12 protein-coding genes are annotated in these 16801 nt (G+C 60.5%); 6 read left to right on the top strand and 6 right to left on the bottom strand.

The genetic code is table 11. From position 1 onward, the window contains the following. Window positions 1-124: 124 nt before the first annotated feature. The 6 genes from ACVDHI_RS05390 to recR form a co-directional block, all read right to left on the bottom strand. Window positions 125-1429 carry an inosine/guanosine kinase gene (locus ACVDHI_RS05390; RefSeq protein WP_447211820.1) on the bottom strand — a complete coding sequence of 435 codons (1305 nt, stop codon included), beginning with the start codon at window positions 1427-1429 and terminating at the stop codon, window positions 125-127. 175 nt (window positions 1430-1604) lie between these two features. Beyond that, window positions 1605-1997, bottom strand: coding sequence for an MAPEG family protein (locus ACVDHI_RS05385; protein ID WP_069784834.1), 393 nt, complete (start codon window positions 1995-1997; stop codon window positions 1605-1607). A gap of 64 nt (window positions 1998-2061) precedes the next feature. After that, window positions 2062-3036, bottom strand: coding sequence for a ferrochelatase (gene hemH, locus ACVDHI_RS05380; protein ID WP_042882436.1), 975 nt, complete (start codon window positions 3034-3036; stop codon window positions 2062-2064). A 119-nt stretch (window positions 3037-3155) separates the two neighbouring features. After that, window positions 3156-3800: an adenylate kinase gene (gene adk, locus ACVDHI_RS05375; protein WP_010674422.1), complete on the bottom strand. Its 645-nt coding sequence runs from the start codon at window positions 3798-3800 to the stop codon at window positions 3156-3158. A 238-nt stretch (window positions 3801-4038) separates the two neighbouring features. Then, window positions 4039-5952, bottom strand: coding sequence for a molecular chaperone HtpG (gene htpG, locus ACVDHI_RS05370; RefSeq protein WP_447211819.1), 1914 nt, complete (start codon window positions 5950-5952; stop codon window positions 4039-4041). 539 nt (window positions 5953-6491) lie between these two features. Next, window positions 6492-7094, bottom strand: a complete 603-nt coding sequence (gene recR, locus ACVDHI_RS05365) for a recombination mediator RecR (protein ID WP_039038914.1) — start codon at window positions 7092-7094, stop codon at window positions 6492-6494. A 685-nt stretch (window positions 7095-7779) separates the two neighbouring features. Between recR and ACVDHI_RS05360 the strand changes: the two genes are divergently transcribed. The 6 genes from ACVDHI_RS05360 (at window position 7780) to hypE (ending at window position 16741) form a co-directional block, all read left to right on the top strand. Next, a complete protein-coding gene (locus ACVDHI_RS05360; RefSeq protein ID WP_323939895.1) occupies window positions 7780-8871 on the top strand; it encodes a DUF4236 domain-containing protein in 1092 nt (363 codons plus the stop codon). 663 nt (window positions 8872-9534) lie between these two features. Continuing rightward, window positions 9535-11403, top strand: a complete 1869-nt coding sequence (kup, locus tag ACVDHI_RS05355) for a low affinity potassium transporter Kup (RefSeq protein WP_447211818.1) — start codon at window positions 9535-9537, stop codon at window positions 11401-11403. A gap of 473 nt (window positions 11404-11876) precedes the next feature. Beyond that, window positions 11877-14288 (top strand): carbamoyltransferase HypF, encoded by a 2412-nt coding sequence (hypF, locus tag ACVDHI_RS05350; protein WP_447211817.1) that lies wholly within the window; start codon window positions 11877-11879, stop codon window positions 14286-14288. A 5-nt stretch (window positions 14289-14293) separates the two neighbouring features. After that, entirely contained in the window at window positions 14294-14545 is a 252-nt protein-coding gene (locus ACVDHI_RS05345; protein WP_042648489.1) for a HypC/HybG/HupF family hydrogenase formation chaperone, read from the top strand. Beyond that, the gene (hypD, locus tag ACVDHI_RS05340; RefSeq protein WP_447211816.1) at window positions 14539-15651 is read left to right on the top strand and encodes a hydrogenase formation protein HypD; all 1113 of its coding nucleotides are present in this window, start codon (window positions 14539-14541) and stop codon (window positions 15649-15651) included. Before ACVDHI_RS05345 ends, hypD begins: the two co-directional genes overlap by 7 nt. Before the next feature lie 85 nt (window positions 15652-15736). Then, window positions 15737-16741, top strand: coding sequence for a hydrogenase expression/formation protein HypE (gene hypE, locus ACVDHI_RS05335; protein ID WP_447211815.1), 1005 nt, complete (start codon window positions 15737-15739; stop codon window positions 16739-16741). Window positions 16742-16801 lie beyond the last annotated feature (60 nt).

The raw sequence follows: 16801 nt of genomic DNA, 5'->3' as shown, positions 1-16801 counted from the left end.
GTATGCCGCCGCGACGCGGGCTGTCCACGATGTCAGCAAAAGCGATGCCAAAAACATGATCCAGCCCCAAAAACAAGAAAGGGTGCCCAGTGGCACCCTTTCTCGTGGTCGACAGGAAGAGGTATCACCGCTCCCAGTACACCTCTTCCAGGCTGTCTTCCTTCTCCGGCAACCCGCGGGAAAGGCGCGGGCTGCTCTGGGCCAGCACCTCGTAGCTCACCCGGTTGGCGTACTTGCACACCTGGGCCAGAGAGGAGTAGGTCAGGAATTCCGAGAGATGCTTGGCGGAGTTCGGCACGTTCATGCGGTGGTAGGCGTTCGCCACCATGTCGTGCAGCACGGCGGACAGCGCACCGTCCCCTGCCCCGTTGGTGTTCTTGATCTTCTCCGGGCCGCCCATGTAGGGGGAGATGTGGGAGTAGATACGCGCAGGCTTGCGGCACTTGTCCCGGGCCATGGGGCGGCTGAACTCGTACATGTTGAATTCGGGGATGACGCCGGGCAGCAGGGTGTGGGTGGTCTCGCGCTTGTAGTCCTCGTCGGTGTAGCTCGCCATGTAGAGGCCGATGGGGCCGGCGGTGCAGAGCACCATGTCCGCCCAGTCCAGCGCCTTGTCGGCCGCGCCGAGGGGATCCTTTATCCCGGTCAGGGCCTCCGCCTCGTCCTCGTTCATGGCGAGCACGGTCACGTTCTCGCTGATGAAATCGCGCCACCACTGGGGATTCTCGTCGATGACGAAGCGGGTGCCCAGGGTCAGCACCACGGGCACCCCGGCCTCACGGGCATAGCGCACCGCGGCCATGGCGGCCTCCTTCATGGGGGTGCCGTCGGCGCCGCGCACCAGGTAGGCGGTGATCACCAGGGCCGAGGCCTCCTTGATGATGGTCTCGGGGATGTGCGCCACGTCCAGGTGATCCATCTTGCCGGCGTTGATGCCAAAGCTGCGCTCTCCCCCTTCGGTGATGAAGGTGAAGCAGCGCCCGACCGGGCCGTCCACCGGCTGCAGGTAGTCGAGGTTGACCCGGGAGGAGGTGTTGCACAGATAGCGGTAGGCATAGCTGCCGATGCGGATGTCCTGGCTCATGACGCCAAGCAGGATGGAGTGGGAGTCCGCCAGCACGGAGTAGTTGTGCATGGTGTTGCCGATGGTGCCACCGGCAAATTCGCTCACCACCATGTTGTTGGCCTTGAGCTCGTCGTAGACCATCTCCGCCACCTCGTCGGAGATGAGCATGGAGTGGCCCTTGCTCAGGCCGTACCGGTTCAGGAAGTCTTCGTCCACATGGGCTTCGATATCCACCAGAGTCTGATCGATGCCCACTACATAGGCCTTGCCCAGTTCGGTGAGCTGGGAATTCTGCGGGATCAGGGGATCACGTCTGTCGACCGGGAAGTAGTGTTTGGACTTGCGCTGACCGGGAAATTTCATGGCAATCTTCTGTGCTCTGGGGAAAAGAGGGGCGGGATTTTAACACAATCCACCACGCCGAAAAGTCGCACGATTGAATTTTGAGGTCAGTATAGACAAGGGTTTGCGAGGAAAACGTTTGACTTGGCTGCCACAAAAAACCACCCCGTGGCGGGGTGGTGTTGCGGGATGACATTCAGCTTGCCGAGAGCCCCTGCGCCAGGGCCAGCACCGAGAAAATCCCCAGCGACAGCCAGAAGAAGAGGGTGCCGAAGAGGCGCGGCATGTTGGGAGCCCTGGGGATCTGGATGCCGATGGCATGCAGGATGCGACCCACCAGCAGCAGCACACCGCCCAGGTGCAGCCAGAGCGACCCGACCCCCGCCAGTTCGCACAGGGCCATCAGCAGCAGGGTGAGAGGCACGTACTCGGCAAAGTTGCCGTGGGCGCGGATCGCGGCCAGCATCTCGGGGGCTTCTCCCTCCCCTATCATCACCCTGAACTGGGCGCGGCGCTTGACCACCCAGAAGGAGAGCAGCAGGAACAAGAGCCCGAGCAGGCCGGCGTAAATCAGCGTGATATGCATCATCAGGACACTCCTTTATCGTTGAATCCGAACGTCCGCCACGTCGGGCGCCGGATGAGAACGGCCATCATGCCAGCTCGCGACAGATGAGGGAAACCATCATGCGGATATGGGCCTGATCGCTGTTGAGGGCCGGGATGTATTCAAACTGCTCGCCACCGGCGGCCATGAAGATCTCCCGGTTCTGCACCTGGATCTCCTCCAGGGTCTCGAGGCAATCCGCCGAGAAGGCCGGGCAGATGACATCGAGCCGCTTGACGCCGCGAGAGGGCAAGTCGCCCACGGTCAGGTCCGTGTAGGGCTTGAGCCACTCCTCCTTGCCAAAGCGGGACTGGAAGCTCGCGGTCCACTGCTCCGGGGCCAGCCCCAGCGCCTCCGCCAGCAGGGCGGCGGTGCGCCTGCATTGATGACCATAAGGATCCCCTTCCCGCTCGTAGCGCTCGGGAATGCCGTGGAAGGACATCAGCAGATGCTCCCCCTGGCCGTGCTGCTCCCAGTGGCGACGCACGCTCATGGCCAGCGCCTGGATGTACTCCGGGTGGGCATGGTAATCGCGGATGAGCCGCACCACCGGCAGATTGCGTTCGGTTTTCATCGCCCTGGCCCAGGCGTCGAATACCGAGGCGGTGGTACTGACCGAATACTGGGGATAGAGCGGCAGCAGGATCACCCGGTTGACCCCCTGGGCCTTGAGGGCCTGCCAGCCATCGGCCAGCGACGGGGCGCCATAGGTCATGGCGAGCGCCACCGGCACCTCGACCCCTTCCCGCTTGAGCTCGTGCTCCAGGGCCGCGCGCTGCTGCTGGCTGATGACCATCAGGGGGGAACCCTGCTCGGTCCATACCTGCTGATAGAGCTTGGCCACCTTGGGGGAGCGGGTCGGCAGGATGATGAAGTGAAGCAGGGGGCACCAGAGGTAGCGCGGCAGGTCGACGACCCGCTGATCGTGCAGAAACTGGCTGAGAAACGCCTTGACCGCCGCCGTGGTCGGCGCGGCCGGGGTACCCAGATTGACCAGCAAGATCCCGGTTTTCGTGGTCACGTTAGCATCCTGTCGTTCTGTGTCGTGGGAATGGAATGCAAGAAAGGGCCCGGTATGGACCCTTTTCTCACTCTCGTAGCCAGCCGGCGAACGGCTGCGTCCTGCCGGCCCTGAATGGCTTAACCGAGAATGGCGGCCAGTTGCTGGCTGACCAGATCCACCGGCTGGGTGCCGTCGATCTTGACGTAACGGGTGTTGCCCGCTTCCGCTTCTTTGCCGTAGAAACCGATGAGCGGCGCGGTCTGCTGATGGTAGACATCCAGACGCTTGCGCACTGTGGTCTCTTCGTCGTCGGCACGGATCACCAGATCTTCACCGGTCACGTCATCCTTGCCTTCCACTTTCGGCGGGTTGAACACCACGTGGTAGGTACGGCCGGAGCCGGAGTGCACGCGGCGGCCGCTCATGCGCTTGACGATCTCTTCGTCCGGCACGTCGAACTCCAGCACGAAGTCCACGGTCACACCGGCATCCTTCATGGCTTGCGCCTGGGGAATGGTGCGGGGGAAGCCGTCCAGCAGGAAGCCGTTGGCGCAATCCGGTTGCGCGATGCGTTCTTTGACCAGGCCGATGATGATGTCGTCGGAGACGAGCTGACCTGCGTCCATCACGGCTTTGGCCTTGAGGCCCAGCTCGGTACCCGCTTTGATCGCCGCACGCAGCATGTCGCCGGTGGAGATCTGCGGAATACCGTGTTTTTCCATGATGAACTGAGCCTGGGTACCCTTGCCGGCGCCCGGAGCTCCCAACAGAACAATGCGCATACACGCTCCTAGTTGATTGGTTATTCAATTCTTGAGAAGGCAAAAAACTACACGTTTTCGCCCGTATTAACAAGCTCGCCCCGTGTGAGTGGCCAGATTATCACCACACTCCCGCCCCGTCTCTGCGACCAAAGACGCAGACGACGACCACAAAAAATGATTGAAAATGCAGCAGCGCACCAGAGGGGAACGGCCAAAAAAAAGCCCACTGTCATGCAGTGGGCCAATCACAATCACATCACGCCTGGAGTAGCAGACGGTTGATACGGGAGACGAAGCTCGCCGGATCATTGAGACCGCCCTGCTCCGCCAGCTGGGCCTGCTCGTGCAGGAGGGAGACCCACTCGCCAAACAGGCTCTCATCCTCGATGGTGCCGAGCTTCTTCACCAGGGCGTGGTCGGGGTTGAGCTCCAGGATGTACTTCTGCTCCGGCACCGGCTGACCGGCGGCGCGCATCAGCTTGATCATCTGGGTGCTCATGCCGTGGGCGTCGGTGACGATGCAGGACGGCGAGTCGGTCAGACGGTGGGTGACGCGCACCTCTTTCACCGCCTCCCCGAGGCTCTTCTTGACCCGCTCAACCAGACCGGCGTTGGCTTTTTCGGCCTCTTCCTGCGCCTGCTTGGAGGCGTCGTCTTCCAGATCCCCGAGATCCAGTTCGCCACGGGTGACGGAGACCAGCTGCTTGCCGTCGAACTCGGTCAGGTGGCTCATCAGCCACTCGTCCACCCGCTCCCACATCAGCAGCACTTCGACGCCCTTCTTGCGGAAGATCTCGAGGTGCGGGCTGTTCTTGGCAGCGGCATAAGAGTCGGCGGTGATGTAGTAAATCTTCTGCTGACCTTCCTTCATGCGGCCAACGTAATCCTCGAGCGACACGGTCTGGGCTTCGCCCTCGCCGGCGGTGCTGGCAAAGCGCAAGAGCTTCGCGATCTCTTCCCGGTTGGCGTAATCCTCGGCCGGGCCCTCTTTGAGCACATTGCCGAACTCGCTCCAGAACTTGGCGTACTTCTCGGCATCCTCTTTCGCCAGCTTGTTGAGCATGGTGAGCACGCGCTTGGAGCAGGCCCTGCGCAAGGAGGCGGTCACCTTGTTGTCCTGCAGGATTTCACGGCTGACGTTGAGCGGCAGATCGTTGGAGTCCAGCACCCCTTTCACGAAGCGCAGGTATGTCGGCATGAACTGCTCGGCGTCGTCCATGATGAAGACGCGCTGCACGTAGAGTTTCAGGCCGTGCTTCTGTTCGCGGTTGTAGAGATCGAACGGCGCACGGGCGGGGATGTAGAGCAGGCTGGTGTACTCCTGGGCCCCTTCCACCCGGTTGTGACCCCACAGGAGCGGATCTTCGAAGTCGTGGGCGACGTGCTTGTAGAACTCCTGGTACTCCTCGTCCTTGATGTCCTTCGGGTTGCGGGTCCAGAGCGCGGTGGCGCGGTTGACCTGCTCCCACTCCCCCGGGGTGCCGACGATGGTTTCACCGTCTTCTTCCCGATCCGGCGTGCCCTCTTTGTACATTTCCACCGGCACGCTGATGTGGTCGGAGTATTTGCTCACCACGGAGCGCAGACGCCAGTCGTCCAGGAACTCCTCTTCATCGCTGCGCAGGTGCAGGATGACGTCGGTGCCGCGACCGGCTTTGGTCACGTCAGCCACGGTGAAGGAGCCTTCCCCTTGTGATTCCCACTGCACGCCCTGCTCCGGCGCGGTGCCTGCGGCGCGGGAGACCACGGTCACCTTGTCGGCCACGATGAAGGCGGAGTAGAAGCCCACCCCGAACTGGCCGATCAGCTGGGAATCCTTGCCCTGGTCACCGGAGAGGTGCTTGAAGAACTCGGCGGTGCCGGACTTGGCGATGGTGCCCAGGTGCTCGATCACCTGGTCACGGGTCATGCCGATGCCGTTGTCCGAAATGGTCAGGGTCTTGTTCTCTTTGTCCACCACCAGGCGCACGCGCAACTGGCCGTCGTTTTCGAACAAAGAGGCATCGGAAAGCGCCTTGAAGCGCAGCTTGTCCGCCGCATCGGAGGCGTTGGAAATCAGCTCGCGCAGGAATACTTCTTTGTTGGAGTAGAGGCTGTGAGCCATCAGGCTCAGCAGTTGTTTGACTTCAGTCTGAAAGCCGTGGGTTTCGGCGTGAACACTTTGGGTCATCGACCAGTCCTCAAAACGTCGGGTTGAACAGATTCCCAAGCTAGATGGGGTTGGCCTTTCAAATATCAAGGGGCTTGCGTGCAAACTTGAGAGCAAAATTGCACACCGGCCCCTCGCTTGGCCCACACAGGCAACCCCCTCCCGGCCTCCCCCTTCACAAGGGGGAGGTGCACTGCCATCCCCTGTCTGGCGAGGAGGGTCAGATTGGGATCGAGTGTGGAGCCAATAACGGGGTCAGCCTTGCTCTCCCCTGCCAAAGGGAGGACTGAGGTGGGGTTCGTTGCTTTCTCCCCTGCCAAAGGGAGGAGTGGAGCAAGATCCATTGCTCCCTCCCCTATCAAGGGGAGGGCCGGGTTGGGTTCGTTGCTTTCTTCCCTGCCAAAGGGAGGAGTGGGGCAAGATCCATTGCTCCCTCCCCTGCCAAGGGGAGGGCCGGGGTGGGGTTCGTTGCTTTCTCCCCTGCCAAAGAGAGGAGTGGGGCAAGATCCATTGCTCCCTCCCCTATCAAGGGGAGGGCCGGGGTGGGGTTCGTGGCGTCTTTAGCTCAGGCGCTGGCGCCCCATCAGGGAGTGGGAGAGCGTGGTGCCATCCACCAGCTCCAGCTCCCCGCCCACCGGCACACCGTGGGCGATGCGGCTCACCTCCACCCCGGCGGTGCGGGCCATGTCGGCGATGTACCAGGCGGTGGCATCCCCCTCGATGGTGGGGTTGGTGGCGAGGATCAGCTCCTTGATCTGCTCCTCCTTGAGGCGGCGCTCCAGGATATCGAGCCCCAGCTCCTCGGGGCCGATACCGTCAAGGGGCGACAGGTGGCCCATCAGCACGAAGTAACGGCCGGAGAACTGGCCGGTCTGCTCGATGGCGGCCACGTCCGCCGGGCTCTCCACCACGCAGAGCAGGCCGTTCTCCTCGCGCTTGGGATTGGCGCAGATCTCGCAGCGATCGTTCTCGGTAAAGGTGCGGCAGTGGCTGCAATGACCGATTTCGGTGAGCGCCCGGTTGAGCAGGGAGGCCAGACGCAGACCGCCGCTGCGCTCGCGCTCGAGCAGGGTGAACGCCATGCGCTGGGCCGATTTCGGGCCCACGCCCGGCAAGACCTGCAGCGCCTTCATCATCTCATCGAGCAGGGGACTGAATTTCATGGGGATATCCTTTAACGCCGCGCCGAAGGAGTGATTCGGCCCGCTTGCCTGACGCGGTGCCGACTCCTCCATCCGAACCTATCTTGTTGGCGCAGGACTATACCCGAGCCGGCCCCGGGCGCCAATGGCCGGATCCCCGTCGGGCGGAGCAGGGCAGCCTTGCACTCAGGGCTGACTCAGGTTCGCAAGTGACCCGTCGCAGCCACCAACAAGTACGGCACCCGATGCAGAAATCGGGATCCGCAGCCTAATGCCGTTATTAGGGAGAGAGCCTAGAGGGTTCTATATCACCGGCCGGTCACAACTATTGACGCGACAAGGTGATGAATTCGACACCCGGATGACAGTCCCTGCCCCATCGTGCGGCAGACCGCTCGACGACATGCCTACGACCCATTGATGAAATGGCGGCAACAGGGCGCAAGACAGCGCCAACAGGCCCTGGAGAAAGTAGATCGGCGACAAAAACGTTTAGTTTTTCTATTTAAAATGTGTAAGTCGTAAAGAAAAACAGAACAAAAAAGCTCCCCTGTTGACTCATTTGTTGAGCAAGGTCCGGTTTCCAACACCTCCCGCTACTGTTTTTTAATCGACGAGATAGCATGTCCCAGATGGCAACCAACTCTGCAACGAACATTTCCTCGCACGAATCTCTTAGCAGGGCGTTTTTTACATCGGAGTAAACATGGGATTTTATATAAGGAAGAGCATTGCTGTTGGCCCTTTTCGTTTCAATCTATCAAAATCTGGTCTAGGTGTTTCTGCTGGTATTAAAGGCCTAAGAATTGGAACAGGCCCAAGGGGAAACTATGTCAGAATTGGTACGAAAAATATTTACTACCGTTCCACTATTGCTAGTTCTCCATCTGAAAGCTCTTTGATTCAAGATATAAACCAGCACGTTACAAGTGATCCCCATCATTACACTCATGAACCGCTAAAGGAAATTGATTCCGCACATGTCACACAGATCGTTGATTCATCTTCATCAGAGTTACTCAACGAGCTAAATGATAAACGAAAGAAATATAGAATGTGGCCAATCGTTTTTATTACGTCCTTAGGGCTTACATATTTATTGAATAATATGGAGCTACCAAGATGGGTTGTGCTTTCCACATTAGTATTGGGTTTGTTTTTCACTTGGGTATCTCATACACGAGATATGCTGGCTAAGACAACTGTGTTGTTCTATGACTTTGAACCAGAAATGGAGACTACATATAATAAACTGTTCCAAGCAGCTGAACGCTTGGAGAAATGTAGAAAAGCTTGGCACATATCGGCCTCTGGTAAGGTCCTTGATAAAAAATACCATGCGGGTGCCAGTAATCTAGTAGACCGCAAAACAACAACAATTCAGATCTCTGAGCCTCCATATTTACAAACGAATGTAAAAACTGTCGCACTTGCCGTTGGTCGTCAGACTTTGCATTTCTTCCCTGACCGAGTTCTGGTTTACGATGCTGCAGGAGTCGGAGCAGTAAGTTATCAAGCACTCCTTGTGACGGTACGTGATAGGCGGTTTATTGAAGATGAAACCGTTCCAAGCGATGCATTGATTGTTGATAAGACGTGGAAGTATGTAAATAAATCTGGTGGGCCTGACCGCAGATTCAAAAACAATCACGAGCTACCAATCTGTTTATATCAAGAAATGACGTTTACCAGTTCTACAGGGCTTAATGAATTAGTCCAATTATCTAAACGTGGCCCTGCTGAGGACTTTAAAAATGCTCTTTCTGCTCTAGCAACCAGCCTGCCAAAGGAAACATAAGAATATTAATTTGTGAGATTCATTGGTCATAGAACATCGTATTTATTTTTTCGATTAGTGCCGTAGGGTGCAATAAGCGCAGCGCATTGCACCTCTTGCATTTTTTAATTAGTGGTGCAATTCACTTCGTTCATTGCCCCCTACATTCCCACCCTCTATTTATGCCCTCACTTTATAGTGGCTGTCTTTACTGCGGTCACTTCTCTTCCCGACGATTCTCCATCCAGCCGATGAAATAAAGACTCCATTGCTACCCAAGCCTTCCCTCTCTGTCGCTCCTGCCGATAATTTATTGGTCAACATTTTATCGCCCGTTTTTCAACCCGTTTGATTGAAAAGACTGGCTAAAAATGGCTGCTTAGCAAAAACAAACACTTGCTCGCTGCACGGGGGTCTATTTCAATCAAGGAGTAATTAATAACCTCGTTCAAAAGTCTTTTTTGATTATTTATACCTGAACATACTCCCACAGACTCTGTGTCATCATAAGCTGAATCGCAGATAAACAGACTGTGTCCATGATGAGCCTCCTATTTATATCCAGCTAACCCCCGCTCCCATCGCAATCCTGAAGATCCTCCCGAACGACTATCCGTGAACTCCCGGTAGTGCGGGGCCCCTGTGTTGGCAGCCATGCCACCGGCAATCTGACAAGATAATTTCATGAACTGTACTAACAAACCCGCCCTGTCCGGCGTCATGCTGGCGGCGATCGGCGTGGTCTATGGCGACATCGGCACCAGCCCGCTCTATACCCTGCGCGAGTGCCTCTCCGGCCAGTTCGGTTTCGGGGTGGAGCCCGCCTCCATCCTGGGCTTTCTTTCGCTTATCTTCTGGCTGCTGATCCTGGTGGTCTCGGTCAAGTACCTCTCCTTCGTGATGCGGGCGGACAACGCGGGCGAAGGGGGCATTCTCACCCTGATGTCGCTCGCGACCCGCAACACCCCGGAAAAATGGACGCCGGTGCTGATCATCCTGGGGCTGATTGGCGGCAGCTTCTTCTATGGCGAGGTGGTGATCACCCCGGCCATGTCGGTGATGTCGGCCATCGAGGGCCTGAAGATAGTGGCGCCTTCCCTGGACGCCTACATAGTGCCGCTCTCGGTGCTGGTGCTGACCCTGCTGTTTGCCATCCAGAAACACGGCACCGCCGCCGTGGGCAAGCTGTTTGCCCCCATCATGCTGATCTGGTTCCTGACCCTGGCGACACTGGGCCTTCGCAGCATCCTCCACCACCCCGAGGTGCTGGGTGCGCTCAACCCAATCTGGGCGCTGCGCTTCTTCATGACCTATCAGAGCGCCTCCTTCTTTGCCCTGGGCGCCGTGGTGCTGGCCATCACGGGGGTGGAGGCGCTCTATGCGGACATGGGCCATTTTGGCAAGAGCCCCATTCGCCGCGCCTGGTTCATGGTGGTGCTGCCGTCCCTGGTGCTCAACTACTTCGGCCAGGGAGCCCTGCTGCTCGGCAATCCCGAAGCCATCGCCAACCCCTTCTTCCTGCTCGCGCCCAAGTGGGCCCTGCTGCCCCTGCTGCTGCTGGCGACGCTCGCCACCGTCATCGCCTCCCAGGCGGTGATCTCCGGGGTGTTTTCCCTCACCCGGCAGGCGGTGCGGCTCGGCTATCTCTCCCCCATCCGCATCGTGCACACCTCTGAGCAGGAGTCCGGCCAGATCTATATTCCGGTCATCAACTGGCTGCTCTATCTCTCTGTGGTGATCGTCATCATGAGCTTCGAGCACTCCAGCAACCTGGCGGCGGCCTATGGCATCGCCGTGACCGGCACCATGGTGCTCACCTCCATACTGTCGTGCTCGGTGGCCCGCCACAGCTGGCACTGGCGCAAGCCGCTGGTGGCCACCCTCTTCGCCCTGCTGCTCGCCATCGACGTGCCGCTCTTTGCCGCCAACCTCGCCAAGATCTTCTCCGGCGGCTGGCTGCCGCTCACCCTGGGGGCCGTCATGTTCACCCTGATGACCAGCTGGAAGAGCGAGCGCTTCCAGCTTATTCGCCGCCTCAACGAGCACGGCAACTCGCTGGAGCCCATGATAGCGTCGCTCGAAAAATCCCCGCCGACCCGGGTGGCGGGCACCGCCGTCTATCTGTCGCGGGTGGTCAACGTCATCCCCCATGCGCTCTTGCACAACCTCAAGCACAACAAGGTGCTGCACGAGCGCGTCATCCTGCTCACCCTGAAGGTGGAGGAAGTGCCCTATGTCCACAACGTGCGCCGGGTCTGCATCGAGCAGCTCTCCCCCACCTTCTGGCGGGTGGTGGCGAGCTACGGTTGGCGCGAGACCCCGAACGTGGAGGAGATCTTCCACCGCTGCAACGCCGAGGGGCTGAGCTGCCGTATGATGGAGACCTCCTTCTTCATGGCCCACGAGTCGCTGATCATGAAGGAGCGCCCCTGGTACCTCTATCTGCGGGGCAAGCTCTTCATGCTGCTGCAGCGCAACGCCCTGCGGGCGCCGGATCAGTTCGAGATCCCGCCCAACCGGGTGATCGAGCTGGGATCCCAGGTGGATATCTGATGGCGGGCGCTGGGCCCAAGGCCATGGCACGCAAGAGGGAGGCAACCGCCTCCCTCTTTCATTGCTGATCGCCTCTCTCTTCCGCCCGGGATCTCGAGCCGCCGGGGGACGTGGCGCCCCTCACAGGATCGCAAAGAAGCGCCGCATCTGGCACTCAAACCGGTGCGAGATCAAGGTAATGGGGGCCACTGACCCGATAAACTTGGCCCCCGTGACAGGGCGAGGGCCTCCTCTGCCTGTCAAGGCTACGCCCCTTCTATCGCGACGCAGCCCGTTGCCCCCCGTTCGTTGCACCCGATGGCCCATGCCGTGGCGGCAGGCCAGTAGATGGGAGTTCGATATCGCATGACATCCCCCAGGATGATCGTCGGATGGCCGCCCCTGTCGGCCCTCCCCAGCCTCCCTGTCATGAGGGAGGGTTCCCTGCCCCCCGTTTATCAGGGAGGGGCGCTGGCCCCTCTTTGGATGGCGCCATGACCACGTCGACACGCCTTCGACTGCGCCGGGAATTTCATATAGACGGTATCGTGCAGGGGGTCGGCTTTCGCCCCTTCGTCTATGGGCTGGCGCTGCGCCACGGCCTTGCCGGCTATGTGTTGAACGATGCCAACGGCGTCACTATCGGCGCCGAAGGATCGCCCGAGCAGCTGGCCAGCTTTGCCCGCGAACTGCGGGAACTGGCGCCGCCACTTAGCCGCATCGATCATTTCAGCGAGCGGGAACTGCCCCGAGATCAGGATCCCGACTTCGATGACCAATTCCATGGTCAGTTTCGAATTAAAGCCAGCCAGCAGCAGAGCGCCGCCACGGTCGCCATCTCGCCGGATCAGGGGATGTGCGAGGCGTGCGCCACGGACGTGGCCAACCCCAACGATCGCCACCATCGCTACCCCTTTACCAACTGCACCCACTGCGGCCCGCGCTACACCATCATCCGCAGCCTCCCCTACGACAGACCCCATACCGCCATGGCAGGCTTTGCCATGTGCCCGCGCTGCGCGGCGGCCTATGAAAACCCGCTGGACAGACGCTACCACGCCCAGCCGGTGAGCTGCCCCGAGTGCGGGCCCCACCTCAGCTGGCGCAGCGGCCATGGCGAGGCGCTGGCCGAGCACGAGGATGCCCTGCAAGCAGCTGCCCGCGCCCTGCAAGCGGGCAAGCTTATCGCGGTCAAGGGGATGGGGGGTTATCACCTGATATGTGATGCCCGCAATGAACAGAGTGTGGCCAGATTGCGAACGCTCAAGCGGCGCGCGCGCAAGCCGCTGGCGGTGATGATGGGCTCCCTTGCCGAGGCCAAACTGCATGTCACCGGCAGCGAAGACGAGTGGAAGCTGCTCGCCTCTCAGGCCAGACCCATCACCTTGCTGCGCAAGCGCAAAAATGATGATCGGCTCTCAGAATCCCGACTGACAACCGCGCCGCTGGCCGAAGGGATCGCCCCCGGCATCCCCTACCTTGGCGTCATGCTCCCCTATACCCCGCTCCATCAGCTGCTGCTGGACGCCAGCGCCATGCCGCTGGTGGCCACCAGCGCCAATGGTCGCGGCAGCCCAATCCTGATCGACTGTGAGGCAGTAGTCAGGGAACTCGGCAGCGAGATTGACGGCATCCTGGATCACAACCGCCCCATCCTGCACCCGTGCGACGACAGTCTGGTGCAGTGGGCAGGCGGGCGACGCCAGACGTTGCGCCTCGCCCGGGGCTATGCCCCCTGCACCCCCAGCCTGCAAGAGGCGGTCGGGGTGCCGCTCTTGGCTGTCGGGGCGCAACAGAAGAACCAGCTGGCGCTCGCCTTCGGCCGCCAGCGCATCTACAGCCCCTATATCGGCGATCTGCACAGCCTGCCGATGCAGGAGCACTTCGAGCAGACCCTGGCGACCTTTCGCGAACTCTACGATCTCAACCCCGAACTGCTGGTCTCGGATCGCCACCCGGGCTATCTCAGCCATCAGTGGGCCAAAAGCTATTGCCAGAATCAAGGTACAACCCATCTCGAGGTGCAGCACCATCACGCCCACCTGCTGGGGGTGATGGCCGAGCACAACATCACGGGCCCGGTGCTGGGTGTTGCCTTCGATGGCACCGGCCTTGGCGATGACGGCACCCTCTGGGGCGGCGAGCTGCTGATCGCAGACGTTCAGGGATTTGAGCGGGTTGCCCACCTTGCCTCCTTCAAGCTGATCGGCGGCGAAGCGGCCATCCGCGAGCCGGTACGTCAGCTACTGGGGCTGCTGTTTGAATCGCATAGCCCTGAGGAGATCAGTGCCCTCGATATTCCGCTGACCAACAAACTGCCCCTTAAGCGGATCAGCAACCTGCACCAGCTCTGGCATCTCGGTCGCAACGCCCCCTACACCAGTTCCATCGGTCGACTGTTCGATGCGGTGGCAGCGATCTTGGGAGTGATCGACACCCCCGATTTCGAGGGCGAAGCGGGGCTATTGCTGGAGGCGGCTGCCTTGCAGCTGGCCCCCGATGAACAGTCCTTCCCCCTCGCCTTTGACCTCAGCCAATCAGCGGAAGGGCCACTGCAGATCGAGTGGGCCGAGCTCATCAATACCCTTGTCAGCGAGCGGCGCAAAGGCACCACCACCGCCAGCCTGGCCGCCGGTTTTATCCGCGCCATCAGCGCTCTGGTCATCGCCCTTGCCGAGCGCTTCCCCGGCTATCCGGTGGTACTCGGGGGCGGCGTCTTTCAAAACCGGGTGCTGATGGATCAGCTGGTGCCCGCGCTCGAAGCAGCCGATCGGCAGGTATTGACCAGCGAAACCCTGCCGCTCAATGACGGTGGCATCGCCGCCGGTCAGCTCTGGTTTGCCATCCACCATCTTGCCACGCACCAGCCTGTCACAACCGGTTGTGCCACCTTGTCGGAGTCCTGAAATCCATGTGTCTATCCATCCCCTCTCAGGTAGTGCAGCTGCACCCCGAAGATAACTGCGTCACCGTCGACACCCTGGGGGTACAACGGCGCGTCAGCTGCATGCTGCTCGAAGAGCCCCTCCAGGTGGGCGACTATGTGCTGCTCCATATCGGTTTTGTGATGAGCAAGATTGACGAAGAGGAGGCGCAGGCCAGCCTCGAGAGCTTCCGCCAGATGGTGGCCCTTATCCCTGCGCAGGATATCTTGCCATGCTGACCTTGAATGATCTCTTTCAGGGCTTTCGCCAGCCCGAGGTGATCCGTGCCCTCGCCGCCCAAATTACAGAACTGGCCAAGGATCTGCCCGAGCCGCTGCGGGTGATGGAGGTGTGTGGCGGCCATACCCACACCATCATGAAGTACGGCCTGCACCAGCTGCTGCCCGCCTGCATCGAGTTTGTCCACGGCCCCGGCTGCCCGGTCTGCATCATGCCAAAAGAGCGCATCGATCAGGCCATCGAGCTGGCTAGCCAGCCCAGCGTCATTCTGGTCACCCTGGGGGACATGATCCGGGTGCCGGGCTCCAAAGGCACGTTGGCCCAGCAGCGGGCCAAGGGGAGCGATATCCGCCCGGTCTATGACCCCCTCGATGCCCTGCGCATCGCCCGTGAGAACCCGGACAAAACCGTGGTCTTCTTCGCCATCGGTTTCGAGACCTCTACCCCCATGACCGCCGCCTTGCTGGCTGCGGCTGAAGCTGAGGGGATTGAGAACCTGCTGTTTCATATCAACCATGTGCTGGTGCCCCCCGCCATTCATGCGGTGATGGCCGACGGAGTGGCCAAGGTGAATGCCTTTATCGGCCCCTCCCACGTCAGCGTCATCACCGGCGCCGATATCTACCTGCCCATCGTCGATCGCTATCAGGTGCCTGTGGTGGTGAGTGGCTTCGAACCGGTGGATGTGATGGAGGCGTTCTTGATGATGGTGCGCCAGAAGGTGGAGGGTCGCTACGCGCTGGAGGTGCAATACAGCCGCGCCGTCACCGCCAGCGGCAATAAAGCCGCCCAGCGGCTGGTTGACCAATATTTTGAGACCCGCGAGCACTTTCGCTGGCGAGGCCTTGGGGATATCAACGCCTCCGCCCTGCGCCTGCGCGATGCCTTTGCCAAGCGCGATGCGGAGCGCCACTTCCAGCTTGATCAGACTCCCATCGATGACCACAAGGCGTGCCAGTGCGCCGATATCCTGCGCGGCCTGGCCAAACCGAACCAGTGCAACGTCTTTGGCCGGGGCTGCACCCCGACCCAGCCCATGGGCAGCTGCATGGTCAGCTCCGAGGGGGCCTGCAATGCCTACTACCGATATATGGGGATCCAATGAGAGAAATTCAGTTAAGCCACGGTGGTCGGGTGGTGAGGAGAGATGAACCAGCCTGTTTCTGCAATCTTGTGGAGAACCAGACCCGATGAGAGAAATCCAGTTAAGCCACGGCGGCGGTGGCGTCGAGATGAACCAGCTGATAAGCCACCTCTTCTTTCGCCACTTTGGCAACGAGATCCTGCTGCGCGGCGAAGATGCCGCCCTGCTGCCGGTAGAGGGCCCCGTCGCCTTTACCACCGACAGCTTTACCGTCTCGCCGCTCTTCTTCGAGGGGGGGGATATCGGCAAGCTGGCCATCGCCGGCACGGTCAACGATCTCGCCATGATGGGGGCCAAACCGGAATACCTCAGTTGCAGCTTTATTATCGAGGAGGGGTTCCCCTACGCCGATCTCGCCCGCATCGTCGAGTCGATGGCGGCCGAGCTTGCCAACAGCGGCGCCCGCATCGTCTGCGGCGACACCAAGGTGGTGCCCAAGGGGGCGGCCGACAAGATCTTTATCAACACCAGCGGGGTCGGCACTTTCCCGCTGCCCGAACAGAGCCGGGGCATTTCGGTGCGGAGCCTCAAGGCCGGTGACGCCATCCTGGTGTCGCGAGATATCGGCAGCCACGGCGCCTGCATCCTGATGGCCCGTGACGCCCTGCAACTGGGATCCGATCTCAAGAGCGACTGCACCACCCTCTGGCCGCAGGTCGAAGCGCTGCTAAAAGCGGGTATTACCCCTCACGCCCTGCGCGATGCCACCCGCGGTGGCCTTGCCGCCGTGCTCAACGAGTGGAGCAGTGCCTCCCAGGTGGCCATCGAACTGGAGGAGTCCGCCATCCCGGTGTGCGATCCGGTGCGGGGCCTGTGCGAGCTCTACGGTTTCGAGCCCCATGATCTCGCCAACGAGGGAACCATGGTGCTGGCCCTGCCTGCCGAACAGGCGCAGGACGCACTGGGCATCTTGCGGCAATTCAACCCCGCGGCAAGCCAGATCGGCGTGGTGCAGGCGAGCGATCGCCACAAGGTGATCCTGAGCAACCCTTGGGGCAGCCGCCGCTATCTGGAGCTGCCGCAAGGGGAGCTGCTGCCGCGGATCTGCTGAGCGGCCATGCCGTTCCGTCAATGACAGGGAGGAGTCACTGCTCCTCCCCATATCGGTTAA

Source organism: Aeromonas sp. 25-248 (assembly GCF_053005425.1).
The sequence above is the reverse complement of the archived record's forward strand: the minus strand, read 5'-3'. Positions and strand labels throughout refer to the sequence as shown.

Bases quoted from the DNA above. Each gene is read 5' to 3' on its own strand.
- ACVDHI_RS05390 (WP_447211820.1), bottom strand. From the start codon at position 1,429: ATGAAATTTCCCGGTCAGCGCAAGTCCAAACACTACTTCCCGGTCGAC.
- ACVDHI_RS05360 (WP_323939895.1), top strand. From the start codon at position 7,780: ATGGGATTTTATATAAGGAAGAGCATTGCTGTTGGCCCTTTTCGTTTC.
- ACVDHI_RS05385 (WP_069784834.1), bottom strand. From the start codon at position 1,997: ATGATGCATATCACGCTGATTTACGCCGGCCTGCTCGGGCTCTTGTTC.
- recR (WP_039038914.1), bottom strand. From the start codon at position 7,094: ATGAAATTCAGTCCCCTGCTCGATGAGATGATGAAGGCGCTGCAGGTC.
- hypD (WP_447211816.1), top strand. From the start codon at position 14,539: ATGCTGACCTTGAATGATCTCTTTCAGGGCTTTCGCCAGCCCGAGGTG.
- htpG (WP_447211819.1), bottom strand. From the start codon at position 5,952: ATGACCCAAAGTGTTCACGCCGAAACCCACGGCTTTCAGACTGAAGTC.
- ACVDHI_RS05345 (WP_042648489.1), top strand. From the start codon at position 14,294: ATGTGTCTATCCATCCCCTCTCAGGTAGTGCAGCTGCACCCCGAAGAT.
- hypF (WP_447211817.1), top strand. From the start codon at position 11,877: ATGACCACGTCGACACGCCTTCGACTGCGCCGGGAATTTCATATAGAC.
- hypE (WP_447211815.1), top strand. From the start codon at position 15,737: ATGAGAGAAATCCAGTTAAGCCACGGCGGCGGTGGCGTCGAGATGAAC.
- kup (WP_447211818.1), top strand. From the start codon at position 9,535: ATGAACTGTACTAACAAACCCGCCCTGTCCGGCGTCATGCTGGCGGCG.
- adk (WP_010674422.1), bottom strand. From the start codon at position 3,800: ATGCGCATTGTTCTGTTGGGAGCTCCGGGCGCCGGCAAGGGTACCCAG.